The sequence below is a fragment of the Zhongshania borealis genome (assembly GCF_039539625.1).
In the GTDB taxonomy this organism is placed as follows: domain Bacteria; phylum Pseudomonadota; class Gammaproteobacteria; order Pseudomonadales; family Spongiibacteraceae; genus Spongiibacter; species Spongiibacter borealis.
Genome location: NZ_BAABDM010000002.1, coordinates 351,290 through 365,145 on the forward strand (window position 1 = coordinate 351,290; position 13,856 = coordinate 365,145).

Annotated in this window: 13 protein-coding genes; all 13 read left to right on the top strand. The window is 44.6% G+C overall.

The genetic code is table 11. The features are described 5' to 3' along the window. Positions 1-4: 4 nt before the first annotated feature. The 13 genes from mnmE (at position 5) to ABD836_RS07990 (ending at position 13,854) form a co-directional block, all read left to right on the top strand. Positions 5-1,372 carry a tRNA uridine-5-carboxymethylaminomethyl(34) synthesis GTPase MnmE gene (gene mnmE, locus ABD836_RS07930; protein WP_344934319.1) on the top strand — a complete coding sequence of 456 codons (1,368 nt, stop codon included), beginning with the start codon at positions 5-7 and terminating at the stop codon, positions 1,370-1,372. Positions 1,373-1,455: 83 nt separating this feature from the next. Next, positions 1,456-3,417: a TonB-dependent receptor plug domain-containing protein gene (locus tag ABD836_RS07935; protein WP_344934320.1), complete on the top strand. Its 1,962-nt coding sequence runs from the start codon at positions 1,456-1,458 to the stop codon at positions 3,415-3,417. Between the two features lie 27 nt (positions 3,418-3,444). Beyond that, on the top strand, positions 3,445-4,314 hold the full coding sequence (locus tag ABD836_RS07940; protein WP_344934322.1) for an ABC transporter substrate binding protein: 870 nt from the start codon (positions 3,445-3,447) through the stop codon (positions 4,312-4,314). Further along, positions 4,311-6,242 carry an ATP-binding protein gene (locus ABD836_RS07945; protein ID WP_344934324.1) on the top strand — a complete coding sequence of 644 codons (1,932 nt, stop codon included), beginning with the start codon at positions 4,311-4,313 and terminating at the stop codon, positions 6,240-6,242. Before ABD836_RS07940 ends, ABD836_RS07945 begins: the two co-directional genes overlap by 4 nt. 328 nt (positions 6,243-6,570) lie before the next feature. Then, positions 6,571-8,463: a tRNA uridine-5-carboxymethylaminomethyl(34) synthesis enzyme MnmG gene (gene mnmG, locus ABD836_RS07950; protein ID WP_344934326.1), complete on the top strand. Its 1,893-nt coding sequence runs from the start codon at positions 6,571-6,573 to the stop codon at positions 8,461-8,463. Beyond that, positions 8,464-9,090, top strand: a complete 627-nt coding sequence (gene rsmG, locus ABD836_RS07955; RefSeq protein ID WP_344934329.1) for a 16S rRNA (guanine(527)-N(7))-methyltransferase RsmG — start codon at positions 8,464-8,466, stop codon at positions 9,088-9,090. It abuts the gene before it with no gap. 36 nt (positions 9,091-9,126) lie between these two features. After that, complete coding sequence (locus ABD836_RS07960; protein WP_344934331.1) at positions 9,127-9,948, top strand: ParA family protein; 822 nt, start codon at positions 9,127-9,129, stop codon at positions 9,946-9,948. Continuing rightward, positions 9,941-10,855, top strand: a complete 915-nt coding sequence (locus ABD836_RS07965; RefSeq protein ID WP_344934334.1) for a ParB/RepB/Spo0J family partition protein — start codon at positions 9,941-9,943, stop codon at positions 10,853-10,855. Before ABD836_RS07960 ends, ABD836_RS07965 begins: the two co-directional genes overlap by 8 nt. Positions 10,856-11,101: 246 nt before the next feature. After that, the gene (locus ABD836_RS07970) at positions 11,102-11,521 is read left to right on the top strand and encodes an ATP synthase subunit I (RefSeq protein ID WP_344934337.1); all 420 of its coding nucleotides are present in this window, start codon (positions 11,102-11,104) and stop codon (positions 11,519-11,521) included. Positions 11,522-11,559: 38 nt separating this feature from the next. Further along, positions 11,560-12,498 (top strand): F0F1 ATP synthase subunit A, encoded by a 939-nt coding sequence (gene atpB, locus ABD836_RS07975; RefSeq protein ID WP_344934340.1) that lies wholly within the window; start codon positions 11,560-11,562, stop codon positions 12,496-12,498. Positions 12,499-12,541: 43 nt separating this feature from the next. After that, positions 12,542-12,781 carry a F0F1 ATP synthase subunit C gene (atpE, locus tag ABD836_RS07980; protein WP_008253083.1) on the top strand — a complete coding sequence of 80 codons (240 nt, stop codon included), beginning with the start codon at positions 12,542-12,544 and terminating at the stop codon, positions 12,779-12,781. Between the two features lie 53 nt (positions 12,782-12,834). Then, complete coding sequence (locus tag ABD836_RS07985) at positions 12,835-13,305, top strand: F0F1 ATP synthase subunit B (protein ID WP_344934351.1); 471 nt, start codon at positions 12,835-12,837, stop codon at positions 13,303-13,305. 12 nt (positions 13,306-13,317) lie between these two features. Further along, positions 13,318-13,854 (top strand): F0F1 ATP synthase subunit delta, encoded by a 537-nt coding sequence (locus ABD836_RS07990; protein WP_344934353.1) that lies wholly within the window; start codon positions 13,318-13,320, stop codon positions 13,852-13,854. Positions 13,855-13,856 lie beyond the last annotated feature (2 nt).

Sequence of the window (13,856 nt, forward strand, 5' to 3'; positions counted from 1 at the left end):
CATTATGCAAAACAGCTACCAGGATACTATTGCAGCAATCGCGACACCGCCCGGTAAGGGTGGTGTCGGCATCATTCGGGTGTCTGGTCCCAAAGCCAAAGAAATTGGCCAACGCATATTGGGCAAAAAAGACTTAAAACCTCGCTATGCTCACTACGGCAGTTTTCTCGAAGCCAGTACCGAGGGCCCAAAGGCTCTAGATCAAGGCATCGCACTCTACTTCCCCGGTCCTAATTCCTTTACTGGCGAAGATGTACTCGAACTACAAGGTCACGGCGGGCCAGTGATACTTGATTGCCTGCTCCGCGAGGTCATCAGCACCGGTGCAAGAATGGCTCGACCTGGCGAGTTCTCAGAACGCGCGTTCCTCAATAATAAAATCGATCTCGCCCAAGCTGAAGCAATAGCAGATCTTATCGACAGTGCCTCAGAACAAGCTGCGCGGCAGGCATTACGCTCACTGGAAGGCGAATTCAGCAAAGAAATTAACTTACTGGTGGAAGCCATCACTCAGCTTCGTATTTATGTCGAAGCCGCAATCGACTTCCCAGAAGAAGAAATCGATTTTATTAGCGACGGCCGCGTCAGTAGTGAATTAAGTCTCATAAAACAGAATCTCGAACGCGTCTTTGCCTCCGCTAAACAAGGCAGCATCCTACGTGAAGGCATGACCGTTGTAATCGCTGGTAAGCCAAATGCCGGAAAATCAAGTTTACTGAACGCGCTTGCTGGCCGAGAATCTGCCATTGTTACAAATATAGCCGGCACCACTCGAGATGTACTCCGTGAGAATATTTTAATCGATGGCATGCCCCTACATATTATAGATACCGCTGGGCTAAGAGATAGCGATGACCTTGTCGAACAAGAAGGTATCAAGCGCGCATGGGCAGAAATTGCCAAAGCAGACCGAATACTACTCGTGATTGATAGCCAACAAACTTCAGTAGACAATCACGAGATTCCCGCCGACTTACAGCCCTTCATTGGCCAAAACAAACTCAGTATTGTTTATAATAAATGCGATCTTTCTGGCCATAAAATAGCAATAGACAACAGCGATGTTTGCCGTATATATCTCTCCGCAAAGCACGCGGATGGCATCGATCTACTCCGTGAACACCTCAAAAGCTGCGTTGGGTTCAATGACGGCGACACCACATTTATTGCTCGCCGCAGACATATAGAAGCACTCACAAAAGGTCGAGAACATATTCACAGCGGCGAACAACAACTCATCCACTACAACGCTGGCGAACTATTAGCCGAAGAATTACGACTAGCCCAGCATGCATTAGCAGAAATCACAGGCGAATTTAGCTCAGACGACCTTCTCGGTCGAATTTTCTCCAGCTTCTGTATCGGTAAATAAGCACAAGCGCATACATCCAAGCATAGTCAAAATCCTACTTTTAACGCTACACTTAATGCTATTGAAATCGTTAAGGACAGCAGATGTTCAGTGGCAATAATAAATACTATATCCCCTTAGCTATAGTCGTATTAAGCGTAGCAACACCACTCCAGGCAGATTTTCTTTCCAGTGATGATCTCCCCATTGTATTAACACCCGCTAGGCTGAAGCAAAATCGCAGTGACGTTCCTGCAAGTGTCAGTGTTATTGACCGGGAAATGATAAACGCATCCGGCCTACGCGAAATTCCAGAACTCTTCAGGCTTATTCCAGGCACCTCAGTCGGGGCACGAGACGGCTGGAATTACGTAGTGAGCTACCACGGCAGCAATTACCGCGACTCGCGGCGTATGCAAGTATTAATCGACGGTCGCTCCGTTTACCAAGCCGGTCTTGCCACTGTCGACTGGAACGACATCCCAATCACAATAGAAGACATCGAACGAATTGAAGTAGTACGTGGGCCATCTACCGCCAGTTACGGCGCAAACGCCTTTCTCGGGGTAATTAATATCATTACACGACACCCAGCAGACATCGCCTATTTACAAACCAGTATCCAGCGGGGCACAGAAAATACCGAAAACTACAGGATAAGTCACGCCGACGAATACCTTGGAGGACACTATCGAGTAACGATCGCCAGTCGCCATGATGACGGCTTCGATAAAAAGGAAAACGGCGAACAGCGACTCGACAGCAAGACTCTTCAACTCATTAATACTCGCTACGAGCGTCAAATAAACAGTACGAGTCTTAGTCTAAATTTAGGCTACAAAGAAGGGCGAGTAACAGATGACTTTTCAGATTTGGATGTCACCCCCCCAGACACCTACGTCGATGATTATTATTTTTCGTCAAGGATTGAAACCGAACTATCCGTTTTTCACCATCTGAAAATTCAATACGACTATTCCGGCCAGCAAGCAATTCACCGCTGGACAGCAATGATTCCACCTTACTATACTAATTTACAGGACAATCCTGCGCCATTTATACTCGTCGACGCCAACGAAGATATTCGCGTTAATCGTCACGACATCGATATTCAAGACACCTACGTCTGGAACAAAAGTTTAACAAGTGTCGCCGGCGTCCACCTAAAGCAATCCAGAGTAAGCTCAGAGACTTACTATGGTGGCACACTAAAAAATAACAATTACCAATTTTTTTACAATATAGAAAAAAAATTATCAGAAAAATTTACAGTGAACAGCGGCGGATCTTATGAATATGAAGAAAATATTGGAAAAAACTTCTCACCGCGATTATCACTTCATTATCATCTAAATCAAAACAGTAGTTTCCGCTTTATTTATTCTGAGGCAATAAGAACTCCCGATTTATTAGAAACATCGGCGGACTGGACGTATACCGGCCGCAATGTAAGGCCAGCCAATGGTGGGCCAACTACCGCGGTGCTACTCCAATCAGCAGAAGGTAACCCAAATTTAGAACCTGAGTTAATACAATCGCGAGAAATAGGGTATTACGGAATTTTTAAAAATCACAATCTACAATGGGATATCAAGCTGTTCAGTGATCATTTAAAACAACTAATGTCGAATTCCATATCCCTTGAAAGATTTGACCCTATTAATGATAGCTACCTAAAACAGCGTGGAATAGAAACTGAGATTGACTACCGCCCAAGTAATAAATGGCTTTTCCACGCCAGTTACGCGTACATAAAAGATGAATCAAACACAGCAACAGAAACCTCTTTCACACCACGAAATTCCGCTAGCGCCTTATTAAGTTATAAATACACACCAAGTATCCAATTTTCATTATCAAAATACTACGCAAAAGAAATTGGCACATCAGGTAATAAATTCTCGCGAACTGACTTTAAAGCGAGTAAAACATTCAATTTAGCAGGCAGTGAACTAGAGTTAAGCTACAGTGGTCAATATCGCAACGACGACGACAGTGAATTACTAAGAGACAATATTTACACATCAAAACTACGACAACTAGTATCGATAGAATTTAGCTACTAAGTATTGCAAGGGTCAGGGATACGCCTCTTGAAAAATTTATTCTATGGAATAGCGCTATACCTAATTTTGATACCACAGGCTTATACACAAAATCAAAAGCCAGTGGTAGACCTTATTTTGCCTGCCGAAAACTCAGAATTAGAATACATATCAACGAAACTATCTGAAAGCCCATATTTCATTGTTAATAGTTATATAAACTCTATTCCCGACACCGATCATCGAGGGGAAATACTTTTAATCATCTCTGATAAACTACTTCCTCTATTAGAAAATGAAACTTACTCGGCAAAATTCGCACTTTACGTAAATTCAATAAACTACCAAAAATATAATTACAATAAAAGTGCTGCTATCTACTCAGATCAACCATTGCATCGCCAGCTATCTTTACTAACTAAAATAATAAGTCATAAAATTACAGTTGGCATCCCTTATGAAAGCGATGATTATAAAAAACAAATTGAGTTAGAAATAAATAATTTCAAGGAAATTGATTTCCTTATTGTAAAAACAGAAACTAATAAACTTAGATCAATAAACAAAATAATTCAAAAAAGCGATGTTATTCTCGCCACCTCAGAAAGCAGTATCTACAATTCACAAAATATTAGATCGATATTACTAAGCAGCTATCGCCACCAAAAACCGATCATCGGCCCAACTGAAGGATTTGTTAAGGCTGGCTCACTAGCATCAGCGGCAACAGATTCGGATCAGTATATTACTGAAATAATTAGCATGATTAAAAATTATTCAGAGAGCGGTTTAATACCTGAATCTAGGCATCCAAATAGTTTTAGTATGAAATTTAATTTAAATGTTGCTGAATCACTCGGAATAAATATTCCGAAAAAGATACAAACAACCGACAATAAAAGGATGACTGATAAATGAGGCTCAGTCATTACTTCGGTAAAAACACAATATTCAAACAAATTTTAGTCGCGACATTAAGTCCAGCTTTAATTATCTTTTTGGCCTTGTTTGCTTATTCACTATTTGCCAGATTACATGATGCTACCCAAAGCCAGAATGAAATCGCGAATCGTATTGCTGAGAATATCGCTGCTGTTAGCGAGCTCGCAATTATTAGCGGCGACGACGCTCAACTTTTGGATATTATGCAATCAGCACTGGATAACGATATAACGTCAATTACTATCTACAATGCGGAAACTAAAAAACACCTTATTCTTAATAACGACCAGAACAAAAATACTAAAGAAAATGAGTTAACCGTTCCAATAATTCAACACAGCATTCCTTTAGAAGATTCAATAACAGGAGAAAAAACAGGAGCCTTAGAAGAAAGGTTAATAGGTACCGTTAGCCTAAAGCAATCTCGTAACAAATTAATTCTATTGCAACAACAAATCATCAAGGTATCTAGCTTAATCGCATTAGTATCTATATTAGTGTGCATCAGTTTTGCTTGGTTTATTAGTCGACGATTTTCTAGACCTCTTGCAGAAATAAATAACTTTACAAAAAAAATTACAGCAGGAAATTTTTATAAGAAGATTGAAAATATCAGTTCCGGCGAACTCGGCGAATTACAAAGTCATATAAACAACATGGCAATTAGCATCGAACAACAACAACAGGAATTACAAAGAAATTTAGAAAACCTTAAAACAGCCAAAGAAGAAGCAGATAAAGCAAATTTAGCTAAAAGCCAGTTTCTCGCTACCATGACGCATGAATTAAGAACGCCACTGAACGGTGCTCTAGGGATGATGCAGCTATTATCAACGACCGAGCTAAATGCCGATCAAAATCATTATTTATCAATAGCAAAAGAATCAAGTGAGCTGCTTTTAAATATCGTCAATAATATTCTCGATTATTCAAAGATAGAAAAAGGTGAGCTACAGCTGCAAGAGGTCTACTTTAATATTATCGAGATCTTTGACAACATCCTCACGCCACTACGCTATGAGGCAGAGAGAAAAGGGCTCACTTTTACAATACATAGCGACCCTCAACTAAAAAACACCTGTGTATTAGGTGACGATATTCGTCTTCGGCAAATACTACTCAACTTGGTCGCGAATGCCGTTAAATTTACTCACCAAGGCCATATCAACATAAGCTTGAAAGCAGTCGACATTGGCCAAAAGCGGATATCCCTGGAGCTAATTGTGAGCGACACCGGTATCGGTATTAATGAGGCCGACCAAAAAATTATCTTTGAAAGCTTCAGGCAAGCAGATGGCAGTCATCGACGGCAATACGGCGGTTCTGGCCTTGGCCTGGCTATCGTTCGCCGCCTTTGTGAATTAATGAACGCAGAGATCTCTCTATCGAGTAGTGAAGGCAAGGGGTCAGTCTTTACACTTCGATGGTCCTGCCTTTACAAAGAGGTTGGCGATCGTAATCTCCAGAAAATCGACGAAGAAGCGCTTTTTACTGGCAAAAAAGCACTTATTGTCGAAGATAACCCTATAAATCAGCTCCTAGTCGACAATATTTTACAGCGCTGGGGTATGACAACCGTCACTAGCAGTAATGGCGCAGAAGCAGTGATTGCAGCAAATAATCAACACTTCGACGTTATTTTAATGGATCTACAAATGCCAATAATGGATGGCTTTGAAGCAACAATCGCCATTCGGAGCCAGGAACAGCAGCAAAGAACACCGATTATTGCCCTAACTGCGAATAACTTTAAGGACGATAGTGACCATTGTTTCCGAGTCGGTATGGACGATTTCCTTAGCAAACCGGTATCACTAAGCAATTTTAAGAAGAAAATGCAGTTTTGGTTAAGCCAAAGGCTTGGGACAAGCACTAATGAAGATGTGGATAAAAGAGCTGAATAACCGTCATTATTCACAGGTGATTTCAAAAGAGAAAGTTGTCCACATTTCGTCCACAGACCCTCCCCATGATCCTGACAAGCTCCTTGTGGATAAAACACCGACTTATCATTTCAAAAAACCATTAAATTTCAACAGTTTAGTATACTTATCAACAAAATAGCGCTTCTTAATAACTACATTAATAATAAAGAACCTAAGATATATTACATATATATACATATATATTTATAAACCAATACATTGATTAAATTTTCACCAATTCATTGCAGGTCTCAGGGATACCCGTATAATTTCGCCTCTTCTCGTTTCCTCAAAAATAAGGTGTTTCGTGGATTATCCGCAGCATTTCGATGTTATTGTCATTGGTGGTGGTCATGCCGGTACTGAGGCCGCACTCGCAGCCGCACGTATGGGGTGTGCAACCCTGTTATTGACCCACAACATCGAAACCCTCGGTCAAATGTCCTGTAACCCAGCGATTGGTGGAATTGGTAAAAGCCATCTCGTTAAAGAAATCGATGCGCTGGGCGGCGCAATGGCGAAAGCGACCGATCTTGGCGGTATTCAATTCAGAGTATTAAATGCCCGAAAAGGGCCAGCGGTTCGCGCCACACGCGCCCAGGCTGACCGCGTTTTGTATAAAGCGGCAATACGTACCATCTTAGAAAATCAGGCTAATCTCGCTATTTTCCAGCAAGCGGTCGATGATCTGATAGTAGAAAATGATGAAATACGGGGTGTGGTAACCAATATTGGCCTTCGATTTTTTGCTAAAAGTGTCGTGCTTACAGCAGGTACCTTTCTTGGTGGCAAAATACACATTGGCTTGGATAATCACAGTGGCGGTCGAGCGGGTGATCCACCATCCTTAGCCCTAGCATCGCGATTAAGAGAATTACCTTTTCGGGTAGATCGGCTAAAAACGGGTACACCACCACGAATTGATGCAAAAACCGTTAATTTTGACGGCCTCGAAGCGCAGTGGGGCGACACTCCACGGCCAGTAATGTCGTATTTAGGCAACCGTAATCAACATCCCGAGCAAGTATGTTGCTGGATAACCCACACAAATGAGCGGACACACGAGATTATTCGTGGCGGCCTTGACCGATCTCCCATGTACACTGGGGTTATCGAAGGTATTGGCCCTCGCTATTGCCCTTCGATTGAAGACAAAGTACATCGCTTTGCCGATAAAACCGGTCATCAAGTTTTTATCGAGCCAGAAGGCTTAAATACCCACGAGCTTTACCCTAACGGCATCTCCACGAGTCTGCCCTTTGACGTGCAATTAAATTTAGTACGCTCCATCAAAGGTTTTGAAAATGCCCATATGACCCGCCCGGGTTACGCCATTGAATACGACTTTTTTGAGCCAAGGGATTTAAAATACTCCCTAGAAACAAAATTTGTGAAAGGCTTATTTTTTGCTGGGCAAATAAACGGTACTACTGGCTATGAAGAGGCCGCGGCACAAGGCTTATTAGCGGGTGCTAATGCTGCCCTGTTAGCGCAAGGCAAAGAAGCTTGGTGTCCCCGTCGGGATGAGGCCTATATCGGTGTCTTGGTCGACGATTTAATTACGATGGGTACCAAAGAACCTTATCGAATGTTCACATCCCGCGCCGAGTATCGCTTGCTCTTGCGTGAAGATAATGCAGATCTACGCTTAACTGAAAAAGGCCGTGAACTCGGCTTAGTGGACGATCAACGCTGGGCCGCTTTTTCAGCAAAACGCGAAAATATTGAAATTGAACGGCAGCGATTGGCTGAGTGCTGGGTCCAGCCTGGTAGCAGTGAAGCAGCTATTTTGGCTGAAAAAATCGATAAGCCATTAAGTCATGAATACAATTTGCTCGACCTACTGAAGCGACCAGAATTGAAATACGTCGATCTGGCGCCGTTTGCCCATGGCGAAATAGGCACGGTTGACGAGCAAATAGCGGAACAGATTGAAATTGGTGTGAAATACGCGGGTTACATCGACCGTCAGCAACTCGAAATCGACCGTTTACGGCGTTATGAAGACACATGTCTACCTGTGGATTTTGATTACAGCATAATCGAAGGCCTATCTAACGAAGTTAAGCAAAAGCTCGGCAATACCCGGCCGCAAACCTTAGCGCAGGCTTCCCGCATACCGGGCGTTACCCCTGCAGCGGTGTCCTTACTGCTTATTTATTTAAAGAAACGCGGTTTGTTGGACAGGAAATCAGCCTGAGTGGATGTTTTAGAAAAGACCCTAATAGCAGGAATTGAGACACTTGGTTTAAATGTCTCTGCTACCCAAAGATCGCTTCTGCTAAGCTATGTTGCCTTGCTCCACAAGTGGAATAAAGCGTATAACCTAACGGCAATCCGCGATCCCGAACAAATGGTTACTCGCCATATACTTGATAGCCTGAGTATTGCGCCGTTTATGGCAGCGAAACATTGTTTAGATGTGGGTACTGGCGCGGGTTTACCAGGCATACCGCTTGCGATTCTTTTCCCAGAAAAGCAGTTTTCACTGCTCGACAGCAACGGCAAGAAAACGCGATTTTTGATTGAAGCAAAATTACAGCTCAAATTAACAAATATCAGTGTTCATACCGACCGGGTTGAAGGGTTTCATAGTGAAGCGTTATTCGACGGTATCGTGTCGCGGGCCTTCGCTTCACTGAAAGACATGGTGAATGGCTGTGAAGCCCTGCTCAGCCCAGACGGAAAGCTTTATGCAATGAAAGGCATTTTCCCGGAAGGGGAGTTGAGTCAATTGCCAAAACACTTTATCGTCGAGCATTCACACGCGCTGTCGGTGCCTGGCGTAGAAGAAGCGCGGCACTTATTGCTCATTGGCCGGCACTGATTAATCTGCCTATCACACAAACAACAGGGATATTCCGTGGCCAAGGTATATGCAATTACCAACCAGAAAGGTGGCGTGGGCAAAACCACGACCACCGTTAATCTGGCCGCGTCTCTGGCTGCAACCAAACGCAAAGTTCTTTTAATTGATCTCGATCCCCAGGGTAATGCCACCATGGGCTGTGGTGTTAATAAAGCGCAACTAAGCCATTCGGTATACGATGTTTTGGTCGCAGGCCGCAGTATTGCCGATACCGCTGTTGCCGCGCCGGACTGTGGTTTCATGGTTTTGCCCGCAAACCAAGATCTAACCGCTGCTGAGGTTGAGCTTTTAAACGAAATTGGACGCGAATTTCGGCTACGTGAAGCCCTAGTGCCAATCCTGGATGATTACGATTACATTCTAATCGACTGCCCACCATCTCTTAATATGTTAACAATCAATGCCTTAGCAGGATCCCTTGGGGTTATTATCCCCATGCAGTGTGAATACTACGCACTAGAGGGCTTAAGTGCGCTGATGACAACGATTAATCGCGTAAAGCAGCTGATTAATCCAAAACTGGAAATTGAAGGTATATTGCGTACCATGTTCGACGGTCGCAACAGCCTTACTAATCAAGTTACCGACGAGTTACGGCGTCATTTTGGCGAAAAATTATACAGCACGGTTATCCCGCGCAATGTCCGTTTGGCCGAAGCGCCAAGTCATGGCTTGCCAATTCTCTTTTACGATAAGCAGTCGAAGGGGTCGTTGGCCTATTTGGCTTTAGCGGGTGAAATATTGCGGCGCGCTGGCAAAACCGAAACCGCCAGCGATGTGAGTGCAAACGAACAGCTTGGACATAGTCATGGTTAAAAAAAGAGGTTTGGGTCGCGGCTTAGACGCCTTATTGGGTGAAGCCTCGACACCGGTAAGCATACAGCCGGAAAAAGTTAATGAGGCGCCGTCAGCTGCGTCAGCCGCCGATGATAAAAAAATACCGCTCGACGGCAGTTTGCGAAATGTCCCGATTGAATTCATGCAGCGGGGCCGCTATCAGCCGCGTCGCGATATGCAGCCTGAAGCACTAGAGGAACTCGCCAACTCGATCCGCTCTCAGGGAATAATGCAACCAATTGTAGTTCGCCCAATCGATGGCGGTCGCTATGAGATTATTGCGGGTGAGCGTCGCTGGCGTGCTTGTCAATTAGCAGGATTAGACACGGTTCCGGCATTAATCCGCGAAGTCCCGGATGAATCCGCTGCCGCGATGGCGTTAATCGAAAACCTGCAGCGTGAAGACCTAAATCCCATGGAAGAAGCTTTAGCCATGGTGCGTTTGCAGAAGGAATTTGAATTAACCCACGCTGAAATAGCGCAGTTGGTTGGGAAATCGCGGACGACGATTACAAATTTACTGCGCCTAACCGGCCTGCGGGAAGAAGTTCAGACCCTACTTGAGAATGGCGATATTGAAATGGGCCATGGCCGCGCTTTATTGGGGTTGCCGCAAGATGAGCAGTCCGCGGCGGCATCCACGGTTGTCAGCCGCGGATTATCAGTACGGCAGACCGAAGCGCTAGTGCGTCGCTTAGTTGATGAAAAAACCAGTAGCAAACCGACCAAAGCATTGGATCCAGATATAAAACAATTGCAAGAGAGCCTGTCCGAACGATTAGGCTCCCCTGTGGCGATTCAACACAGCGCAAAAGGCCGCGGTACGGTCAGTATTAAGTACAGCAGTCTTGATGAATTAGACGGTATTTTAAATCACATTAAATAGCGTATTTAGTGTGCACCATAATAGAGCTACACATTATATGGTGTTAATAATGCGGATTAGAGGGTGTGAAAGAGGATAAATTCTTGATTTCTATGATTAAAATAGATTTCGTGAATATATGACTTTAGTACCATACGCACTGAAATTGGTTGAACATTAACCATATTGCACCTATAATTCGCCCCGCTTTTTGGACAAGCAGTGCAGGCTTAAAATCAGCCTATTTAAGGCAGTGATGGTGGCAATATGACAGCAGATCGACAGCGGAAAATCCCGCGCACTGCTCATCAAATAGCCAGACCGCCACTGCTGAAAATATACGGATTACAAATTGCAGTTGTGCTTTTGGCCAGTGTCACAGCACTCCCCCTAGATAAGGTTGCGGCCTATTCTATTGTGATTGGGGGAATGATTTCCGTTATACCCAATGCGTATTTTGCGCGCCAAGTATTTCGATACACAGGCGCGGCTTACGCACGCGAAGTCACCCAGGCTTTTTACCGGGGTGAGTCGGGGAAATTTATAACGACACTGGGTTTATTTGCGGCAACATTCGCTTTTGTAAGACCTTTGCAGGTGATTGTCTTATTTTTAGCATATCTGATCGTTATGCTGCTGAACGCGGTATTGCTCGCTACGCATAGGCGCGGTGTACAAACAGCGTAAAAATTAGCTCAACGCATTAACATTTACGAGAGAGACACATGGCAGCTGAATCACAGTCTACCGTTGGTTATATCCAGCACCATCTTACGAATTTAACGTACGGCAAGCTTCCGGCTGGCTACGAGCGTTTAGATGAATCAGGACATGTTCACGAAGTATTGACGACAGATACTTGGACCCTCGCTCACAGTGGCGCTGAAGCGTCAGATATGGGCTTCATGGCAATCCATGTAGACTCAATGCTGTGGTCTATCGGTCTAGGCTTTCTGTTCTTAATGTTTTTTGCTCGGATTGCTAAACGTGCGCACAGCGGCGTACCGCGCGGTGCACAGAATGCGATTGAAATGATCATCGGCTTTATCGATAGCACAGTAAAAGACGGCTTTCATCACAAAAACGCCATGATCGCGCCAATGGCATTGACCATCTTCATGTGGATTCTTCTGATGAATACCATGGATTTGGTGCCTGTCGACTGGATTCCCGCGTTTATGGCTTGGGTAACAGGCAATCCGCATTTCTTCTTTAAAGTCGTGCCGACCACAGACCCGAATGTGACCTTGGGTATGGGCTTTACGGTATTTGGTTTGATGGTATATTTCACTATCGCCAAAAAAGGCTTTATGGGTTTTGTGAAGGAGCTTACCCTGCACCCTTTCCACAGCCCCAAGTGGTATGTGAATATTATTTTGATCCCGATTAATTTCGCACTTGAAGCGATCTCGTGGATCTCAAAGCCTATTTCTTTAGGTCTGCGACTGTTCGGCAACATGTACGCAGGTGAAATGATCTTTATTCTTATTGCAACTATGTTTGGTGCGGGTTTAGTACTAGGTATATTTGCTGGTGTTTTGCAGTGGGCGTGGGCAGTATTCCACATCCTTGTAATCACCCTACAAGCATTCGTCTTCATGGTGTTAACCATCGTCTACATGGCAACGGCACACCAAATTGAAGAAGAAGACCAGTTTCACTGATTACCATTTTTATTAACTTAAAGTTGAAAGTAGGAGAACTACCATGGGTTTAGCACTGATCGCTGTTGCTTTGATGATTGGTTTTGGCGCACTGGGTACGGCCATTGGCTTCGCTATCCTCGGCGGAAAATTGCTTGAAGGTTCAGCTCGCCAGCCAGAATTGGCTCCAATGCTACAAGGTAAAATGTTCCTGATCGCCGGTCTGCTCGATGCAGTTCCAATGATCGGTGTTGGTATCGCAATGTACGTTCTGTTTGTTGTTGTTCCTGGTCTGCCTGCTTAATTGCTCGCTACGACAAAACATAGACAGCAAATTCATACAGCAGAGGTATCGGCGTGAATATTAATCTCACACTGATTGGACAATCGATCAGCTTTCTGTTCTTTGTATGGTTCTGCCACGCTTTTGTGTGGAGTGCCCTTCGCAAAGCAATGGACGAGCGTGAAAAGCAAATCGCTGATGGTTTGGATGCCGCAGACCGCGCTGGCCGTGATCTTGAGTTAGCTCAAGAAAAAGTCGCCAAGCAGCTGCGCGAAGCGAAAAGTGAAGCAGCAACTATTATTGATGCTGCTAACAAACGCGCTAGCCAAATCGTTGAAGAAGCTAAAGACGTGGCACGTGCTGAAGGCGAACGCCTGAAAGCCGCCGCCGAAGCCCAGATTGAGCAAGACGTGAATCGCGCTAAAGAACAGCTGCGCTCACAAGTTGCTAAACTGGCCTTGGTCGGCGCGAGCAAAGTGCTGGAAGCATCTATCGATGAGTCTGTTCATAAAGACATGGTCGACAAGCTGGCAGCAAGCCTGTAAGCGGAGTTGATCATGGCGGAATTAAGTACAACAGCTAGACCCTATGCCAAGGCAGCTTTCGAGCACGCTTTGGCGTCTTCAGCATTGGCCGAGTGGTCAATTATGCTGAATACCGCAGCAGCAGTTGCTCAGCAACCGGGCGTTCAAAAAGTATTGAGCTCCCCGGCAATGACAACCGCTCAGCAAGCACAGGCATTTATAGATATCTGTGGTGATACATTTAATGCTGGCGGCGAAAATTTCATCAAGATACTCGCAGAGAACAAGCGACTGAGCCTGCTTCCAACAATCAGTGAATTGTTTGAAGCGCAGAAGGCGATTCAAGAAAAAACCGTGGATGTTGAAATTGCCACCGCGTTTGCCTTGGACACAGCCTCTGAGCAGCGTCTTGCCGAAGTTTTAACTAAGAAATTGGCTCGCCAAGTGAATGTTCACTCCCATGTAGACGCCAAGTTAATCGGCGGCGTGGTGATTAAAGCAGGTGACTTGGTGATAGATGGCTCGGTGCGCGGTCGCTTAGCGAAACTCGCTGAAGCATTAAATTCCTGAGC